General features: G+C 61.4%; 18 protein-coding genes. 5 read left to right on the forward strand and 13 right to left on the reverse strand.

Going from position 1 to position 18,344, the window contains the following annotated elements; all coding sequences use genetic code 11:
• Positions 1-359 precede the first annotated feature (359 nt).
• Positions 360-1,094: a LexA family transcriptional regulator gene (locus PSEMO_RS28360; RefSeq protein ID WP_075806297.1), complete on the reverse strand. Its 735-nt coding sequence runs from the start codon at positions 1,092-1,094 to the stop codon at positions 360-362.
• A gap of 137 nt (positions 1,095-1,231) precedes the next feature.
• Between PSEMO_RS28360 and PSEMO_RS28365 the strand changes: the two genes are divergently transcribed.
• From PSEMO_RS28365 to fdxA, 4 genes are all read left to right on the forward strand, one after another.
• Positions 1,232-2,140 (forward strand): 3-hydroxyacyl-CoA dehydrogenase family protein, encoded by a 909-nt coding sequence (locus tag PSEMO_RS28365; RefSeq protein ID WP_256721247.1) that lies wholly within the window; start codon positions 1,232-1,234, stop codon positions 2,138-2,140.
• A gap of 41 nt (positions 2,141-2,181) precedes the next feature.
• Positions 2,182-2,952 (forward strand): acyltransferase, encoded by a 771-nt coding sequence (locus PSEMO_RS28370; RefSeq protein ID WP_178392070.1) that lies wholly within the window; start codon positions 2,182-2,184, stop codon positions 2,950-2,952.
• 206 nt (positions 2,953-3,158) lie between these two features.
• The gene (mutS, locus tag PSEMO_RS28375) at positions 3,159-5,735 is read left to right on the forward strand and encodes a DNA mismatch repair protein MutS (protein ID WP_075806188.1); all 2,577 of its coding nucleotides are present in this window, start codon (positions 3,159-3,161) and stop codon (positions 5,733-5,735) included.
• 140 nt (positions 5,736-5,875) lie between these two features.
• Positions 5,876-6,199, forward strand: a complete 324-nt coding sequence (gene fdxA, locus PSEMO_RS28380) for a ferredoxin FdxA (RefSeq protein ID WP_075806189.1) — start codon at positions 5,876-5,878, stop codon at positions 6,197-6,199.
• A gap of 563 nt (positions 6,200-6,762) precedes the next feature.
• Here fdxA and rpoS read toward each other — a convergent pair.
• From rpoS to PSEMO_RS28420, 8 genes are all read right to left on the reverse strand, one after another.
• Positions 6,763-7,770, reverse strand: a complete 1,008-nt coding sequence (gene rpoS / locus PSEMO_RS28385; RefSeq protein WP_075806190.1) for an RNA polymerase sigma factor RpoS — start codon at positions 7,768-7,770, stop codon at positions 6,763-6,765.
• 105 nt (positions 7,771-7,875) lie between these two features.
• Positions 7,876-8,736 (reverse strand): peptidoglycan DD-metalloendopeptidase family protein, encoded by an 861-nt coding sequence (locus tag PSEMO_RS28390; protein ID WP_086937283.1) that lies wholly within the window; start codon positions 8,734-8,736, stop codon positions 7,876-7,878.
• A gap of 186 nt (positions 8,737-8,922) precedes the next feature.
• Positions 8,923-9,561, reverse strand: coding sequence for a protein-L-isoaspartate(D-aspartate) O-methyltransferase (locus PSEMO_RS28395; protein ID WP_178392073.1), 639 nt, complete (start codon positions 9,559-9,561; stop codon positions 8,923-8,925).
• Between the two features lie 38 nt (positions 9,562-9,599).
• A complete protein-coding gene (surE, locus tag PSEMO_RS28400) occupies positions 9,600-10,349 on the reverse strand; it encodes a 5'/3'-nucleotidase SurE (RefSeq protein WP_075806193.1) in 750 nt (249 codons plus the stop codon).
• A complete protein-coding gene (truD, locus tag PSEMO_RS28405) occupies positions 10,337-11,395 on the reverse strand; it encodes a tRNA pseudouridine(13) synthase TruD (protein WP_075806194.1) in 1,059 nt (352 codons plus the stop codon). Before truD ends, surE begins: the two co-directional genes overlap by 13 nt.
• The gene (gene ispF, locus PSEMO_RS28410; protein WP_075806195.1) at positions 11,392-11,865 is read right to left on the reverse strand and encodes a 2-C-methyl-D-erythritol 2,4-cyclodiphosphate synthase; all 474 of its coding nucleotides are present in this window, start codon (positions 11,863-11,865) and stop codon (positions 11,392-11,394) included. The genes truD and ispF overlap by 4 nt, the downstream gene beginning before the upstream one ends.
• 71 nt (positions 11,866-11,936) lie before the next feature.
• Positions 11,937-12,791, reverse strand: coding sequence for an S-formylglutathione hydrolase (gene fghA / locus PSEMO_RS28415; protein WP_075806196.1), 855 nt, complete (start codon positions 12,789-12,791; stop codon positions 11,937-11,939).
• Positions 12,792-12,799: 8 nt separating this feature from the next.
• Positions 12,800-13,912, reverse strand: coding sequence for an S-(hydroxymethyl)glutathione dehydrogenase/class III alcohol dehydrogenase (locus PSEMO_RS28420; protein WP_075806197.1), 1,113 nt, complete (start codon positions 13,910-13,912; stop codon positions 12,800-12,802).
• A 106-nt stretch (positions 13,913-14,018) separates the two neighbouring features.
• Here PSEMO_RS28420 and PSEMO_RS28425 point away from each other — a divergent pair, with 106 nt between their 5' ends.
• The gene (locus tag PSEMO_RS28425) at positions 14,019-14,915 is read left to right on the forward strand and encodes a LysR substrate-binding domain-containing protein (protein WP_075806198.1); all 897 of its coding nucleotides are present in this window, start codon (positions 14,019-14,021) and stop codon (positions 14,913-14,915) included.
• A 4-nt stretch (positions 14,916-14,919) separates the two neighbouring features.
• Here the strand turns inward: PSEMO_RS28425 and ispD are convergent, their stop codons facing one another.
• The 4 genes from ispD to kdsA form a co-directional block, all read right to left on the reverse strand.
• Positions 14,920-15,624: a 2-C-methyl-D-erythritol 4-phosphate cytidylyltransferase gene (gene ispD, locus PSEMO_RS28430; RefSeq protein ID WP_075806199.1), complete on the reverse strand. Its 705-nt coding sequence runs from the start codon at positions 15,622-15,624 to the stop codon at positions 14,920-14,922.
• Positions 15,621-15,899: a cell division protein FtsB gene (gene ftsB / locus PSEMO_RS28435; RefSeq protein WP_009395237.1), complete on the reverse strand. Its 279-nt coding sequence runs from the start codon at positions 15,897-15,899 to the stop codon at positions 15,621-15,623. Before ftsB ends, ispD begins: the two co-directional genes overlap by 4 nt.
• Positions 15,900-16,055: 156 nt before the next feature.
• Entirely contained in the window at positions 16,056-17,345 is a 1,290-nt protein-coding gene (eno, locus tag PSEMO_RS28440) for a phosphopyruvate hydratase (RefSeq protein WP_075806200.1), read from the reverse strand.
• Between the two features lie 150 nt (positions 17,346-17,495).
• Positions 17,496-18,341, reverse strand: a complete 846-nt coding sequence (gene kdsA, locus PSEMO_RS28445; protein WP_075806201.1) for a 3-deoxy-8-phosphooctulonate synthase — start codon at positions 18,339-18,341, stop codon at positions 17,496-17,498.
• Between the last annotated feature and the right edge of the window lie 3 nt (positions 18,342-18,344).

An 18,344-nucleotide genomic window follows, 5' to 3' on the forward strand; every position in this document is an offset into this window, starting at 1 on the left:
GTTGAAATGCCCGCCACTGCTGGTGCGCTGGACATCTCCGCTTCAAGTTGTTGACTCCGACCGCGGCCACCTGCCCGCCGGATAACTGCTTCTGGTGCTTTACGCTGCACACCCGGGTCAGTTGCCAACCCTCTGAACAGTCGAGGCCTGTTCATCGCTGCCTTTCTCGCCGCCGGCGTCTGACCGGCTTGAGACGAACTTTATGCATGGATGCATATACAGTCAATGCATTTTTGGAAATACTTGCATTAGCGGATTTGCATTAATGCATCAAGGCCTTGCAGGCATTGGCGTGCAGCACTTTTCAGCAGACGAAAAAAAACCCGCCGAGGCGGGTTTTCGATTAAGACGGGAGGTGGTCAGCGGGCGAACATGCCCCACCAGAACACATGGCCGAGGATCGCGATCTGCTCTTCCTGCATCTGCTGGAAGCTGTAGTCCTCGTCGGGGTGCTCGTCGCGGTTGAAGCTGCGCAGACGGATGCCGGTGGGCAGTCGGTAGAGTTGCTTCACGCGCAGTTGGCCATTGTGGTTGATGGCGTAGAGGTCACCATCGATGATGTCGCCGATCGAGCACTTGCCCGTGTTGACCCCCACCGTGGCGCCGTCGCGCAGTACCGGGAACATGCTGTTGCCGCGTACCGTCACGCATTTGGCCTGGTCGAACTGCACACCATTGTGACGCAGGCTGCGCTTGCCGAAGCGCAGGCGGGCGCGCTCGCTTTCCTCGATGACGAATCTTCCTGATCCTGCTGCCAACTCGACCTCACGAAGAAAAGGAACGGACACCTCGTCGTCCTCGACGGGGGTTTCATCGTCCCACAGGCTGATATCACGCAACTCGTCATGATCGGGCTCGCGCTCGGCCATGCGGCTGTCACCCAGGTCGGCACGGCCACGCAACTGGTCGGTACTCACGCCGAAGTACTCGGCGATCTTCGACACGTGTTTGTCCGAAGGATCGACGATCTTCTCGCTGAGAATCCGCGACAGGGTGGATTGAGGCACGCCGGTGCGACGGTGCAGCTCCGTGGCGGAGATTCCGTGGCGTTCCAGCAGTGATTTGAGAACGAGGGCTACATTGCGCTTTTGCATGGGATGCATAATGCAAGTTTGCATACATAAATGCAATTGGTGCGTGTCCCATCCAAGCCAACGCCCGGCTATCGGAGAGGTTCACCGCCGTCGGATCCGGCCGAAGTGTGTCCTGTATAAAAATCGGTTTATTGATTATGATGCAGCAATTTTTCGACTCGGACAGGGAGCTGCATACGGTGAATGGTAACCAGGGACGCGCCTGCGTCACAGTGATCGGAACAGGTGTCATGGGCAAAGGGATAGTTCAGGTCCTGGCACAATCCGACCATGTGGACTGCATTCGCTGGATGGGTAGGGAAGCTCTCAACGTTGAGAATGCCGCGTCGTCCCTAGACAACCTATGGAGCCTGCAGGTCCGGAAAGGGCGTCTGGATTCAGCACTGGCAAGCAATTACGCGGAGAAAATCCGGGTTATTCAGCACTACGAACAGATTGCCGACTCTCATCTTGTGATCGAGGCAATTGCTGAAAACATGGCAGCCAAAAGGGCTATCTTTTCGGGCCTGGCCCAAGTGGCGACGGAGAACATGATTCTCGCATCGAACACCTCATCGTTGTCCATCACGGAACTCGCCTCGCTCTGCCCTTATCCAGAAAACTTGGTAGGCCTGCATTTCTTCAACCCTGCACCCGTCATGAGGCTGACCGAGATCATTGCTGGGCTTGCAACCTCTCGCAAAACCATTGATTGGGCATTCGACTTCGCCAAGTCACTCGGCAAAGAACCTGTCTTGGTAAATGAAGCGCCCGGCTTCATCGTAAATCGAATGCTGATACCAATGATCAATGAGGCTATTGGCATACTTGCAGAAGGTGTCGCCACGGCGGAAGAAATCGACAAGGCAATGAAGTTCGGTGCCAACCATCCCATCGGTCCTTTGGCATTGGCAGACCTGATCGGCAACGATGTCAATCTCTCCATCATGGAAACCCTCCATAATGAAACGGGAGACCCCAAGTATCGCGCTCATCCGCTGCTGAGAAAGATGGTTAGAGCGAATAGGCTTGGCCGCAAGACTGGCCACGGTTTCTACAAATACTGATCTCAACCTTCCCTGTAACCAATAAACCAATGAAGGCAGGCATGATTCATTCAACAGCCTTAATCGACGAAAACGCAAAGATCGGCAAGGGCGTCAGCATCGGCCCCTACACCATCGTCCATGGCAATGTGGTAATCGGCGACGGCACCCAGATCGGCTCACATTGCGAAATCGGTGTGCCATCTGCACTCGCCGACGGCAAGCCTCTTGTCATCGGCGAGGACGCGGTGATTCGTTCGCACAGCGTGTTTTATGAAGGATCGACGTTTGGCAAGCAGCTGTCCACCGGCCACCGAGTTACAGTCCGAGAAAAAACTGTCGCGGGCGAAGGGTTTCAAATTGGAACACTGTCGGATATCCAGGGGCATTGCGAAATTGGCGAGCACGTCAAGTTTCATAGCAATGTGCATATCGGCCAACACTCCACAATCGGCAACTATGTCTGGATTTTCCCTTACGTGGTACTGACGAATGACCCTCATCCACCAAGCAATGTAATGCTTGGTGCGACCATTGAGGACTATGCTGTCGTGGCAACCATGTCGGTTGTCCTGCCGGGCGTGACGGTGAAATCTGGCGCGCTGGTAGGCGCTCACAGCTCAGTTGGCAAAGATGTTGCCGCCAACACTGTGGTGGTCGGGAACCCGGCGAAGTTCATCTGTGATACCAGCAAAATCAAGCTCAAAGATAGTTCAGGCCAGAGTGCCTATCCTTGGAGAAGGCATTTCCATCGTAACTACCCGGAAGCGATGGTCGCCTCCTGGATTGCCGAGTTCGCCGAAACCGCGACCCCTGATTCGGAACCTCGCTGAGACCGTCTCATCCGCCAACCAATCTCGCAACGGCCTGGAGACACCGAGGCCGTTGCATTCTGCGACAGTTGCCGTTACGCCCATCACCCTCTGCTTAGCCCACACAGGCTGCTTGAAGCGGTCTGGCGCCATCTCTGCACCGTTAAAAAATTCCCTGTAGTATTACGCGATTAGTACCACTGATAGACACCGTTCCTAGGCCTTGAATGTCTGACCTCTCCGCACACACCCCAATGATGCAACAGTACTGGAAGCTGAAAAACCAGCACCCAGACCAGCTGATGTTCTACCGCATGGGCGACTTCTACGAGATCTTCTACGAAGATGCGAAAAAGGCCGCGAAACTGCTGGATATCACCCTGACCGCCCGTGGTCAGTCGGCGGGCCAGTCTATTCCCATGTGCGGTATCCCCTTCCATTCGCTCGAAGGCTATCTGGCCAAGCTGGTGAAGCTGGGGGAATCGGTGGTGATCTGCGAGCAGATCGGCGACCCGGCCACCAGCAAGGGGCCGGTGGAACGCCAGGTGGTGCGGATCATTACCCCGGGTACGGTGAGTGACGAGGCGCTGCTGGACGAGCGCCGCGACAACCTGATCGCCGCCGTGCTGGGTGACGAGCGCCTGTTCGGCCTGGCCGTGCTGGATATCACCAGCGGCAACTTCACCGTGCAGGAACTCAAGGGCTGGGATAACCTGCTGGCCGAGCTGGAACGCACCAACCCGGTCGAGCTGCTGATTCCGGACGATTGGCCGCAGGGCCTGCCCGCCGAGAAGCGTCGTGGCTCCCGTCGTCGCGCGCCGTGGGACTTTGATCGCGATTCCGCGCGCAAGAGCCTGTGCCAGCAGTTCGCGACCCAGGACCTGAAAGGCTTCGGCTGCGACAAGCTGACCCTGGCCATCGGCGCCGCCGGCTGCCTGCTGGGCTACGCCAAGGAAACCCAGCGCACCGCCCTGCCCCACCTGCGCAGCCTCAAGCATGAGCGCCTCGACGACACGGTCATCCTCGACGGTGCCAGCCGCCGTAACCTGGAGCTGGACGTCAACCTCGCCGGCGGCCGCGACAACACCCTGCAGTCGGTGATCGACCGCTGCCAGACCGCCATGGGCAGCCGCCTGCTGACCCGCTGGCTGAACCGCCCGCTGCGCGACCTGAAAGTACTCCAGGCACGCCAGGGCTCGATTCGCTGCCTGCTCGATAACTACCGGTTCGAGCGGCTGCAACCGCAACTCAAGGACATCGGCGATATCGAGCGGATCCTTGCCCGTATCGGCCTGCGCAATGCACGCCCGCGTGATCTGGCCCGACTGCGCGACGCCCTCGGCGCCCTGCCCGAGCTGCAGAACGCCATGGCCGAGCTGGAGGCGCCGCACCTCGCCCGCCTGGCCGCCATCGCCGGCACCTATCCGGAGCTGGCTGGCCTGCTGGAAAAGGCCATCATCGACAACCCGCCTGCGGTCATCCGCGACGGCGGCGTGCTGAAGACCGGCTACGACGCCGAGCTGGACGAACTGCTGTCGATCAGCGAGAACGCCGGCCAGTTCCTGATCGACCTGGAAACCCGGGAAAAGGCCCGCACCGGACTGGCCAACCTCAAGGTCGGCTACAACCGCGTGCACGGCTACTTCATCGAACTGCCGAGCAAGCAGGCGGAACAGGCCCCGGCCGACTACATCCGCCGCCAGACGCTCAAGGGCGCCGAACGCTTCATCACTCCCGAGCTGAAAGTCTTCGAGGACAAGGCGCTGTCGGCCAAGAGCCGCGCCCTGGCCCGGGAGAAGATGCTCTACGATGCGCTGCTGGAAACCCTGATCAGCCACCTCGCGCCGCTGCAGGACACTGCCGCCGCATTGTCCGAGCTGGACGTGCTGAGCAACATGGCCGAGCGCGCCCTGACCCTGGACCTGAACTGCCCGACCTTCGTCGACGAGCCGTGCATGCACATCGAGCAGGGCCGCCACCCGGTGGTCGAGCAGGTCCTGACCACGCCGTTCGTGGCCAACGACCTGGATCTGCATGACAGCACCCGAATGCTGATCATCACCGGTCCGAACATGGGCGGTAAGTCCACCTACATGCGCCAGACCGCACTGATCGTGCTGCTGGCCCATATCGGCAGCTACGTGCCAGCGGCCAGTTGCCAACTGTCGCTGGTGGATCGCATCTTCACCCGTATCGGTTCCAGCGATGACCTGGCCGGTGGCCGCTCCACCTTCATGGTGGAAATGAGCGAAACCGCCAACATCCTGCACAACGCCACCGACCGCAGCCTGGTGCTGATGGACGAAGTGGGCCGTGGGACCAGCACCTTCGACGGTCTGTCCCTCGCCTGGGCCGCCGCCGAGCGTCTGGCCCAGCTGCGCGCCTACACCCTGTTCGCCACGCACTACTTCGAACTGACCGTGCTGCCGGAGAGCGAACCGCTGGTGGCCAACGTGCACCTGAATGCCACCGAGCACAACGAGCGCATCGTCTTCCTCCACCACGTCCTGCCGGGGCCGGCCAGCCAGAGCTATGGCCTGGCCGTGGCACAACTGGCGGGCGTACCGACGCCGGTGATCCAGCGTGCCCGGGAGCATCTGGGCCGTCTGGAGACGTCCAGCCTGCCGCACGAGGCGCCCAAAACTGCGACGCGTGGTCGCAGTGAGCCAGCAGTACCTCATCAGAGCGACCTGTTCGCCAGCCTGCCGCATCCGGCCATCGACAAGATCGGCAAGCTCGATCTGGACAACATGACCCCGCGCCAAGCTATCGAAATGCTCTATGAACTGAAGACTCTGTTATAACGCGGCGCTTCACAAGCTGTTAGAATCCCGCGCGGTTTGGCGGAGCGTCGAGTTATTAGCCTGGCTCGCCGCGAACCTACCGAACCGAGCGGCCCTGACTGGAAGGGCACCGCTGCCGTCGCCTGAGGAGAGAATTAGAAATGACCTTCGTCGTCACCGACAACTGCATCAAGTGCAAGTACACCGACTGCGTAGAAGTCTGTCCGGTGGACTGCTTCTACGAAGGCCCGAACTTCCTGGTCATTCACCCGGATGAGTGCATCGACTGTGCGCTGTGCGAGCCTGAATGCCCTGCCCAAGCCATCTTCTCGGAAGATGAAGTCCCTGATGACATGCAGGAATTCATCGAGCTGAACGCCGAGCTGGCAGAGATCTGGCCGAACATCACCGAAAAGAAAGACGCGCTGGCCGATGCCGAAGAGTTCGACGGCGTCAAAGGCAAGATCAAGGATCTGGAGCGCTGAGTCCCGGACTCGCTCCCGACCAACGAAAAAGGCCCTCGCGGGCCTTTTTTCATTTTCTGCGGGCAAAAAAAAGGGGCGGTTTGACCCGCCCACATTTTTTCCGTAGTCCCTGTATTCCCTGTCATCATCCTGATGAATCGCATCCTGCGATGTCCTTGGTCGTCATCCTGACAACCTGTGTCAGTCCGTAGACACAGGACAAATATTAACCCGTACAACGCTGGTCGCAACTGGCAATGGCTCTCAAAAAAAGACATAGGGGTCATTGAAGCAAAAAATAAATTCTTTTAATTTCAATAAGTTATTGAATTTACCACACGCAAATCGACCTAAATTTACCTCCTTTTGCTGCAATCACTTACACGTCGCGTAAGCGATTACTTACATCAAAAGGCTCGGTCCTGACGGAACCGTCTTATGTCCTAGGACTGCCAACGCGATCAGGCAAGGGCTACGCTCCTACGCTCCCCAGGTGAAAGCAGGTTCATAGGGGACCCTGCCGACACAAATGAAAACGCCCCGAACCAGTCGGGGCGTTTTCGATGCAAGGCCGATCGTTATTCTTATTGGAACAGCGACTCACTCGAGAGGCCGTTCTTCTCCAGGATCTCGCGCAGGCGCTTGAGCCCCTCGACCTGGATCTGACGCACCCGCTCACGGGTCAGGCCAATTTCCAGCCCGACGTCTTCCAGCGTGCTGCTTTCATGACCCCGCAGGCCAAAGCGGCGAATCACCACCTCACGCTGCTTGTCGGTCAGCTCGCTCAGCCACTGGTCAATGCTCTGCGACAGGTCATCATCCTGCAGCAACTCGCAGGGATCGGTCGGCCGGTCGTCAGTCAGGGTATCGAGCAGGGTCTTGTCCGAGTCTGGCCCGAGGGAGACGTCTACCGACGATACCCGCTCGTTCAGCCCAAGCATGCGCTTGACCTCGGCGACCGGCTTCTCCAGCAGGTTGGCGATTTCTTCAGGGGAAGGTTCGTGATCGAGCTTCTGGGTCAGTTCGCGGGCAGCGCGCAAATAGACGTTGAGCTCCTTGACCACATGAATCGGCAGGCGAATCGTGCGGGTCTGGTTCATGATCGCCCGTTCGATGGTCTGCCGGATCCACCAGGTCGCATAGGTGGAGAAACGGAAACCACGTTCCGGGTCGAACTTCTCGACCGCACGGATCAAGCCCAGGTTGCCTTCCTCGATCAGGTCGAGCAGGGAAAGCCCCCGATTCACATAGCGGCGGGCGATTTTCACCACCAGGCGCAGGTTGCTCTCGATCATCCGCTTGCGGCCGGCAGGGTCGCCACGTTGCGACAGGCGCGCAAAATGGACTTCCTCTTCAGGCGTCAGCAGCGGGGAGAAACCGATTTCATTGAGATACAGCTGAGTCGCATCAAGTGCCCGGGTGTAATCGATGTACTTGTGCTGTTTTAGCGAAGAGCCCTGTTTGGCCCTGGTCCGAACCGAAGGTACAGCAGGTTCGTCTGACACCACATCCGTTTCCAAAACGATGCCGGTCTCCATGAGAAGAACCTCATCGTCGATGTCAAACTCCGGCGCTTCTTTGCTGAGAGCCATTGTTATAGTCCTTTGCTGAGTTCGAACTCAGACTCGAGCGCACCTTGTCCATGGCGTCGCCAGAGCCTGTCCCCATTACGCTAAGGAACAGGCCGGAACCAACAATCAACGGTTTGGCAGGAACTGCAATGGGTCTACCGGTTTACCCAGACGGCGTATTTCAAAGTGAAGCTTCACGCGATCGGTGCCCGTGGACCCCATTTCGGCAATTGTCTGCCCAACCTTGACTTGCTGTCCCTCCCGAACCAAAAGCCTGCGGTTATGACCGTAGGCACTCACGTAGGTTTCGTTGTGCTTGATGATTACGAGCTCACCGTAGCCCCTTAAACCACTACCGGCGTACACCACCGAACCATCAGCGGCAGCAAAAACAGGCTGTCCCAAATCCCCGGCGATATCAATGCCTTTATTCAAACTACCGTTTGAAGCGAATTTTCCAATCAGCACGCCGTTCGCCGGCCAGGCCCAGCCGCCGCTGGAGCGCTCTGCTGCGGGAACCTGGGTGGGCGCCGTGGACGGTGTGACCACCGGTGCGGAGCTTGCAGTGCCAGTATTTTTCGCCGGTGGCGGTGTTCCCGCCGGACGCCGGGTCACCGTGGTCTTGCTCGACGGGGAAGTCGAGGTCACAACGCGGGAAGACCCGGAAGAAGGCTCATCGAAGCGGATCGCCTGGCCCGGGCGAATGGTATAGGGCGGATCGATATTGTTGCGTGCAGCCAGGGACTTGTAATCCCAGCCATAGCGGAAGGCGATGGAAAACAGCGTATCCCCGGGGCGCACCACATATTGACCGGAAGTGACCGCAGGGCGCTTGGGTGCGGCATTGTTGCGATCGACCACCCGCGCACCGCTGGAAGAGGAAGAAGTGCTGGAGCAACCCGTCACCAACATGCCAAAGGCAAGTGCAACCACCAGAAGCCTGATGCTTGATAGACCCATACGCTGCCGAATGACTGTTTGACTCACCCGCCGCTCCCTTAAATGGTGACCGAGTTTGAAAACGCAATAATGTTGCAATTATAACCATGCGCCAGACACTTGCGCGCGCAGTACAAACGCAAAACGTGAACAGTTGCCGCCCAATACAGGGGCACCCGGCTGATAGACCCGATGCCACGCGGAGAATTCGCCCACTTCAAAAATAAACAGGCGTCAGGACAAGGTGCCGTTGAGCAGGGGTACAAAACGCACCGTGCCCAGCACACGCCGGGAGAAACCATGCTCCTCGCGGACGATCAATAGCAGTTGCTGGACCTCGCCGACATTGCCCACGGGAATCACCATGCGCCCGCCCGGCGCCAGTTGGTCGAGCAACGCCTGGGGCACTTCCTGGGCCACGGCGGTGACGATGATGCCGTTGTAAGGGGCCAGTGCCGGCCAGCCTTCGCTGCCGTCGCCCCAGCGGAACACCACGTTGCGCAGGTTCAGTTCGGTCAGGCGTTCCTTGGCCCGATCCTGCAGGACCTTGATCCGCTCGACGGAGAACACCCGCTCCACCAGTTGCGCCAGCACGGCGGTCTGGTAGCCGGAACCGGTACCGATCTCCATGACCTTGTCCAGCGGCCCCGCTTCCAGCAGCACCTCGCTCATGTGCGCAACCATGAACGGCTGCGAGATGGTCTGGTTGTGCCCGATCGGCAGCGCGGTATCTTCGTAGGCGCGGTGCGCCAGCGCTTCATCGACGAACAAATGCCGCGGCGTGCGACGCAGTACATCCAGTACTCGCGGGTTCGACACCCCCTCCTCGCACAGGCGCTGGATCAGCCGCTCGCGGGTGCGTTGGGACGTCATGCCGATACCGCGGCGCATCATATCGTCCTGATCGCGCATCAGAGCACACCCTCCAGCCAGCCCTGCAGGCGTTCGAAGGCATCGTTGAAGGTGCGGTCCAGCTGCAGCGGCGTGATCGACACATAGCCCTGCATGACCGCATGGAAATCGGTGCCCGGCCCGCCATCCTCGACATCGCCGGCCACCGCGATCCAGTAGCCTTCCTTGCCCCGCGGATTGACATCCTTGATCGGCGCGGCGGCGCGGGCGCGATGGCCCAGGCAGGTCAGCTGGATACCGCGAATATGATCCAGCGGCAGGTTGGGAATATTGACGTTGAGCACGGTGCGCGGTGGCAGTTCCAGCCGCGTATGCGCCTCGACCAGCTTGCGCGCCACATAGGCCGCCGTCGGCAAGTTGTCGGGCAGGCGCGACAGGAGCGAGAAAGCGAAGGAGGTGTTGCCGAGGAAACGCCCTTCCAGCGCCGCGGCCACGGTTCCCGAATAGAGCACGTCGTCGCCGAGGTTTGCGCCGAGGTTGATTCCCGACACCACCATGTCCGGGGTCCGCTCCAGCAGGCCGTTGAGACCGAGGTGAACACAGTCGGTCGGCGTGCCGTTGATGCTGATGTAGCCGTTGGGCAAGGTGTACGGATGCAGGGGACGGTCGAGGGTCAGCGAACTGCTGGCACCGCTCTTGTCCTGGTCCGGGGCGATCACCACGCAGTCGGCATAATCCGCCAGCGCACCATGGAGCGCAGCGATACCGGGCGCGAGAACGCCATCGTCATTGGAAATCAGAATACGCATGGGCTGTCCGTCTGCCCTGCCGGGACCAGATCAAGGAGTTCGCGCACCACCACGGTGGCGAAGCATCCGGCCGGAAGGACGAATTCCAGTTGCAGGATATCAGGCTCGGGATAATGCCACGTCAGCCGGCCAATGGGCAGTCGCAGAATGCGTCGTTCCTGCTTGAGTGCGGCATTCCCAAGCCACTGGCAAAGTGCCGCGTTCTCGTCGCCGATCCGCTGCTCGAGCACGCCGGCCGCGCCCTGCGTGGCGGGAAGCCCTTCGCCCCACAACGGACCGGTGGGATGCAGGTCGAGAATGCCCAGGCGAGGATCACAGCATTCCGACTCGCCTGCCGGAAAGAAGCTACGGCTGTCGGTGAAGGCCAGCAGGTCACCGACCCGGGCCTGCTGCCAGCTGCCGTCACCGACACGCTCGGCCAGAACACGGTTGAACAGGTAGCTGCGCGCGCTGGACAGCACCCGCGAACGCAGGTTGCGCTGCTCCGGCAGGGCCTTGCGTTCGGCCCAGTGCCGGGCCTCCTCGACATTGCCGCCCTGATGACCGAAGCGCTGGGAACCGAAGTAGTTCGGCACGCCTTGGGCGCGCAGTTGTTCGAGGCGCGCGTCGAGGGCGGCGCGATCGGCCTGGAGCTGGGTCAGGCGCAGGGTGAAGCCGTTGGCCGAGTGGGCACCGCGCTGCAGCTTGCGCGAATGCCGGGTGCGCTCGAGGATGCGCAGGCTTTCATTTTCGGCGGCCGTGAAATCCGGATCGGCCTTGCCCGGCAGGTGCAGGCTGAACCACTGGCGGGTCAGGGCCTGACGGTCCTTGAGCCCGGCATAGCTGATGCTCTTCAGCGGCACGCCGGCGGCGCGGGCCAGGCGGCGGGCCGCTTCCTCGGTGTTTAGGTCGCGTTTCTCGACCCACAGCCACAGGTGCTCGCCCTGCCCCGACAGCGGGATATCCAGGACTTCATCGACCTGGAAGTCTTCCGCCACCGCCTTCAATACCGCACGGCCCAGTGCCGGCCCGCTCGCGCGCGGACCGAGAAGTTCGAGTTCGGTCATGCTGGCAGCAACAAGGCGACGGCGTGAACCGCGATACCTTCCTCACGCCCGGTGAAGCCGAGCTTTTCAGTGGTGGTGGCCTTGACGTTGACCTGGTCCAGCTCGACCTGCAGGTCGGCGGCGATCAGCTCGCGCATGCGTTCGATATGCGGCGCCATCTTCGGCGCCTGGGCAACGATGGTGGCGTCGACATTGCCGACCTTCCAGCCCTTGGCCTGGACGATGCCGACCACATGACGCAGCAGCACGCGGCTGTCGGCACCCTTGAATTGCGGGTCGGTATCGGGGAAGTGGCGACCGATGTCACCCAGCGCGGCAGCGCCGAGCAAGGCATCGCTCAGGGCGTGCAGCAGCACGTCGCCGTCGGAATGGGCCAGCAGCCCGTATTTGTGCGCGATCTGCACGCCTCCCAAGGTGATGAAATCGCCTTCCGCGAAGCGGTGCACATCGTAGCCGTGGCCAATACGCATAAAAAAACGCCCTGATTGAGTCAGGGCGTGATTCTACCCGCTTTGCCGGGCCTTGGGCTTGAATTGTCGCCTCAAGCGCGGCCGGCACCCAGCGCTGCGGCATGATGCCGCAAGTGGTCATCGATGAAGCTGGCGATGAAGTAGTAGCTGTGGTCGTAACCCGGCTGCAGACGCAGTTGCAGCGGATAGCCCGCCGCTTGCGCAGCCTGCTGCAACACCTGCGGCTTGAGCTGGTTTTCCAGGAAATCGTCGCGATCGCCCTGGTCCACCAGCAACGGCAACTGCTCGCTGGCCTGGGCGATCAACACACTGGCATCCCACTCGCGCCAGCGCGAACGGTCTTCGCCCAAGTAACGGCCGAGGGCCTTCTGGCCCCACGGGCAATCCATCGGGTTGCTGATCGGCGCAAAGGCCGATACCGACGAGTAACGCCCGGGGTTGCGCAGGGCACAGACCAGCGCACCGTGACCGCCCATGGAGTGGCCACTGATGGAGCGCTTGTCCGAAGCCGGGAAATGCGCCTCGATCAGCGTCGGCAGCTCATCCACCACATAGTCGTACATGCGGTAGTTGGCGGCCCACGGCTGCTGGGTCGCATTGACGTAGAAGCCCGCACCCAGGCCGAAGTCCCAGGCGCCGTCCGGATCGCCCGGCACCTGGGCGCCGCGCGGACTGGTGTCCGGCGCGACGATGATCAGCCCCAGCTCGGCGGCGAGCTTGTGCGCGCCGGCCTTCTGCATGAAGTTCTCGTCGGTGCAGGTCAGCCCGCTCAGCCAGTACAGCACCGGCAGCTTGCCGCCCTGCTCCGCCTGCGGCGGCAAGTACACGGCGAAGACCATGTCGCACCCCAGCACCTCGGAACGGTGGCGGTAACGCTTGTGCCAGCCACCGAAGCTTTTCTGGCAGGAAATGTTTTCCAGGCTCATGCGCGACCTCAGAAGTGGATGACGCTGCGGATGCTCTTGCCTTCATGCATCAGGTCGAAGGCCTTGTTGATGTCTTCCAGCCCCATGGTGTGGGTGATGAAGGTATCCAGCGGGATCTCGCCCTTCTCGGACATCTCGACATAGCTCGGCAGCTCGCTGCGACCACGCACGCCACCGAAGGCGGAACCGCGCCAGACGCGACCGGTGACCAGCTGGAACGGGCGGGTGGCGATTTCCTGGCCGGCACCGGCAACACCGATGATCACCGACTCACCCCAACCCTTGTGGCAGCACTCCAGCGCCGCACGCATCAGATTGACGTTGCCCACGCACTCGAAGGAGAAGTCCACGCCGCCGTCGGTGAGGTCGACGATGACTTCCTGGATCGGACGGTCGTAGTCCTTCGGATTGACGCAGTCGGTAGCACCGAGCTGGCGGGCGATTTCGAATTTGCCCGGGTTGATGTCCACGGCGATGATGCGCGAGGCCTTGGCCTTGACCGCACCGATGATCGCCGACAGGCCGATGCCGCCCAGGCCGAAGATGGCCACGGTGTCACCCGGCTTGACCTTGGCGGTGTTCAGCACCGCGCCGATACCGGTGGTCACGCCGCAACCGAGCAGGCAGACCTTCTCCAGCGGCGCTTCCTTCTGGATCTTGGCCACGGAGATTTCCGGCAGCACGGTGTACTCGGAGAAGGTCGAGGTGCCCATGTAGTGGAAGATCTGCTGGCCCTTGTAGGAGAAACGGGTGGTGCCGTCCGGCATCAGGCCCTTGCCCTGGGTGGCGCGGATGGCCTGGCACAGGTTGGTCTTGCCCGACAGGCAGAATTTGCACTTGCCGCATTCCGGGGTGTACAGCGGGATCACGTGGTCGCCCACGGCCAGCGAAGTCACGCCCTCGCCCACGGCTTCGACGATCGCGCCGCCTTCATGGCCGAGGATCGACGGGAAGATGCCTTCCGGATCAGCCCCGGACAGGGTGTAGGCGTCGGTATGGCAGACACCGGAAGCGACCACGCGCAGCAGCACCTCGCCGGCCTTGGGCATGGCCACGTCGACTTCGACGATTTCCAGCGGTTTCTTGGCCTCGAAGGCTACGGCGGCACGGGACTTGATCATCAATCTTCTCCAATGAAAGGACATTTCAGGCACGCAGTGTAATTCAAGGTCTTTTGATGAATAATCAGGCCAAAGACAAAACATTATTGCTGTACAGGGATAATCAATGAGTAATCGCTGGGAAGGGATCGACGAATTCGTCGCGGTGGCCGAGTCAGGGCAATTCACCGCCGCCGCTGATCGTTTGGGCGTGTCGTCCTCCCATATCAGCCGCCAGGTAGCGCGCCTCGAAGAACGCCTGCAGACCCGTCTGCTCTATCGCAGCACCCGCCGGGTCACCCTCAGCGAAGCCGGCCAGACCTTTCTCCAGCATTGCCAGCGCCTGCAGGACGGCCGCGAGGAAGCCCTGCGCGCCATGGGCGACCTCACCAGCGAGCCCAAGGGCCTGTTGCGCATGACCTGCGCGGTGGCCTACGGCGAGCGCTTCATCGCACCACTGGTGGCCAGTTTCATGAGTCAGTACCCGCAATTGCGGGTGGATATCGAGTTGACCAACAACACCCTGGACCTGCTCCACGAAGGCATGGACCTGGCCATCCGTCTTGGCCGCTTGCAGGAGTCGCGACTGGTAGCTGCACGACTGGCGCCACGACGCATGTACCTGTGCGCCTCGCCGGACTACCTGAACCGTTATGGCCGCCCCCACAGCCTGTCGGAACTGGCGCGGCACAATTGCCTGATCGGCAGTTCGGATATCTGGGCGATGCAGCAGGATGGAAGGGAAATCGCCCAGCGGGTGCAGGGCAACTGGCGCTGCAACAGCGGCCAGGCGGTGCTGGACGCGGCGCTGCAAGGGATGGGCTTGTGCCAGTTGCCGGACTACTACGTGCTGGAGCATCTGGGCAGCGGCGCACTGGTTTCGCTGCTGGAAACGCACCAGCCACCCAACACCGCGGTGTGGGCGCTGTATCCGCAGCAGCGGCATCTGTCGCCGAAGGTGCGCAAGCTGGTGGATCATTTGCGCGAGGGGTTGGCGAAACGCCCGGAATACCAGGCGATCTGAGGTATCAGCGCTGGGACCAGCGCTGGCGCAACCACTCCAGGTCTTCCGGGCGGGTGACCTTGATATTGTCGTTGCGCCCCTCGATCAGCCGCGGCGCCTGGCCGGACCATTCGATGGCAGAGGCTTCATCGGTGATCGCCACGTCCGCCACCAGGCTGTCGGCCAGCGCCCGGTGCAAGGCGCCAAGACGGAACATCTGCGGGGTGTAGGCCTGCCAGATGGTGCTGCGGTCGACGGTGGCCTCGACCCGGCCATGAGCATCGGCGCGCTTGAGGGTGTCCCGGGCCGGAACAGCCAGCAGGCCGCCCACCGGGTCATCCGCCAGCTCCAGGAGCAGGTGGTCCAGGTCATCCCGGGACAGGTTGGGCCGTGCGGCATCGTGGACCAGCACCCAATCGCCATCCGCCGCCCCCTGGGCATGCAGCAGCAACAAGGCATTGAGCACCGAATCGGCCCGCTCGCGGCCACCGGTGGCACGCTGGATACGCGGGTCGCGGGCACAGGCCAGGTCGGGCCAGAAAGGATCGTCAGCGGCAACGCTGACCACCACCCCTTTCAGCGAGGGATGGTCGAGAAAACAGTTGAGGCTGTGTTCGAGAATCGTGCGTCCGCCCAGTTGCAGGTACTGCTTGGGCCGGTCGGCGGCCATGCGCGCACCCACGCCGGCGGCGGGGATCACTGCCCAGAAGGCAGGCAGCGGTGTGTTCATTGGGCCAGTTGGTAGAGGGTTTCGCCCTCCTTCACCATTCCCAGTTCATGGCGGGCCCGCTCTTCCACGGTTTCCATACCTTTTTTCAACTCCAGCACCTCGGCATCGAGCACGCGGTTGCGCTCCAGCAGACGCTCGTTCTCGGCGTGCTGGTCAGCGATCTGCTGCTTGAGTTCGGCCACCTGGGCCAGGCTGCCATTGCCCACCCACAGCCGGTACTGCAAGCCACCGAGCAGTGCGAGAAGGACGAGGAACAACCAATAGGGACTACGCATCAGGACATCCAGTGGCGAAAGACCGCGTGTGCGAAAGGCTGATGGCACGAAGCCTGACCGAAGCCAGGCTTTGTGAGTAAAGCATTCGCAGCGCACATGACGCGCGCTTGGACAGCGTCCGGCGCGTCAAGGTGCTGTCTTTTTACCATCTATCGCTTAGCCGCGAAACTCGTCGCGACCACGGTACACCGCCTTGGCGCCCAATTGCTCTTCGATGCGCAGCAGTTGGTTGTACTTGGAAACGCGGTCGGAGCGGCACAGCGAACCGGTCTTGATCTGGCCGGCAGCGGTACCCACGGCCAGGTCGGCGATGGTGGAGTCTTCGGTTTCGCCCGAACGGTGCGAGATCACCGCGGTGTAGCCGGCGGCCTTGGCCATCTGGATGGCTTCCAGGGTCTCGGTCAGCGAACCGATCTGGTTGAACTTGATCAGGATGGAGTTGGCGATCTTCTTGTCGATGCCTTCCTTCAGGATCTTGGTGTTGGTCACGAACAGGTCGTCACCGACCAGTTGGACCTTCTCGCCGATCTTGTCGGTCAGGACTTTCCAGCCAGCCCAGTCGGACTCGTCCAGACCGTCTTCGATGGAGATGATCGGGAAGCGCTCGGTCAGGCCTTTCAGGTAGTCGGCAAAACCTTCGGCGTCGAACGACTTGCCTTCGCCGGACAGGTTGTACTTGCCGTCTTCGAAGAATTCGCTGGCGGCGCAGTCCAGGGCGAGGGTCACGTCGGTGCCCAGCTTGTAGCCGGCGTTGGCCACGGCTTCAGCGATGGCGCCCAGGGCGTCTTCGTTGGAAGCCAGGTTTGGCGCGAAGCCACCTTCGTCACCGACAGCAGTGTTCAGGCCACGGGCCTTCAGCACGGCTTTGAGGTGATGGAAGATCTCGGTGCCCATGCGCAGTGCGTCGGAGAAGGTCTTGGCGCCAACCGGCTGGACCATGAACTCCTGGATGTCGACGTTGTTGTCGGCGTGCTCGCCGCCGTTGATGATGTTCATCATCGGAACCGGCATGGAGTACTGGCCAGGGGTGCCGTTCAGGTTGGCGATGTGCGCGTACAGCGGCAGGTCCTGGTCCTGGGCGGCAGCCTTGGCAGCGGCCAGGGACACGGCGAGGATGGCGTTGGCGCCCAGCTTGGCCTTGTTCTCGGTACCGTCCAGCTCGATCATGGCGCGGTCCAGGGCTTTCTGGTCGACCGGGTCCTTGCCCAGCAGCAGGTCGCGGATCGGGCCGTTGATGTTGGCAACGGCTTTCAGCACGCCCTTGCCCAGGTAACGGCTCTTGTCGCCATCACGCAGCTCCAGTGCCTCGCGGGAGCCGGTGGAAGCACCCGACGGCGCGCAGGCGCTGCCGATGATGCCGTTGTCGAGCAGCACGTCCGCTTCCACGGTTGGGTTGCCGCGGGAGTCGAGAACTTCACGACCTTTGATGTCGACGATTTTTGCCATTGTTGTAAGCACTCCAGAATTGACGAAAACAACGCAGCTTGAAGAATCCGCTCTTTCGCAGGCACGGGGCACGGGCAGGCCTGACGCGGAGAAACCCCTGACCGGAAGGTCAGGGGTGGAACGGGCGGTACTTTACCGGAGAAACGCGGCTTATGCGGTTTCTACCGTCGGAAAACTCTTCACCAGGTCATCCAGTTGCTTGAGCTGGGTCAGGAAAGGTTCCAGTTTGTCCAGGCGCAGGGCGCACGGACCGTCGCACTTGGCGTTGTCCGGGTCCGGGTGGGCCTCGAGGAACAGGCCGGCCAGGCCCTGGCTGAGACCGGCGCGGGCCAGCTCGGTGACCTGGGCGCGACGGCCGCCGGCGGAATCGGAGCGACCGCCCGGCATCTGCAGGGCGTGGGTCACGTCGAAGAACACCGGGTACTCGAACTGCTTCATGATGCCGAAGCCGAGCATGTCCACCACCAGGTTGTTGTACCCGAAGCTGGAACCGCGCTCGCAGAGGATCAACTGGTCGTTACCCGCTTCTTCGCACTTGGTCAGGATGTGTTTCATTTCCTGGGGCGCGAGGAACTGGGCCTTCTTGATGTTGATCACCGCGCCGGTCTTCGCCATCGCTACGACCAGGTCGGTCTGGCGCGACAGGAAGGCCGGCAGCTGGATGATGTCGCAGACCTTGGCCACGGCTTCGGCCTGGCAGGGCTCGTGCACGTCGGTGATGACCGGCACGCCGAAGGTCTTCTTCACTTCCTCGAAGATCCGCAGGCCTTCTTCAAGGCCGGGACCGCGGTAGGAGTTGACCGACGAGCGGTTGGCCTTGTCGAAGCTGGCCTTGAACACGTAGGGGATACCGAGCTTCTCGGTAACCCGCACGTACTCCTCGCAGACCTTCAGGGCCAGGTCACGGGATTCCAGGACGTTCATGCCGCCGAACAGGACGAACGGCTTGTCGTTGGCGATCTCGATGTTACCGACGCGAATGATCTTCTGGGTCATGGA

Origin of the sequence: Pseudomonas putida (assembly GCF_001941965.1) — a bacterium.
GTDB lineage: Bacteria > Pseudomonadota > Gammaproteobacteria > Pseudomonadales > Pseudomonadaceae > Aquipseudomonas > Aquipseudomonas putida_L.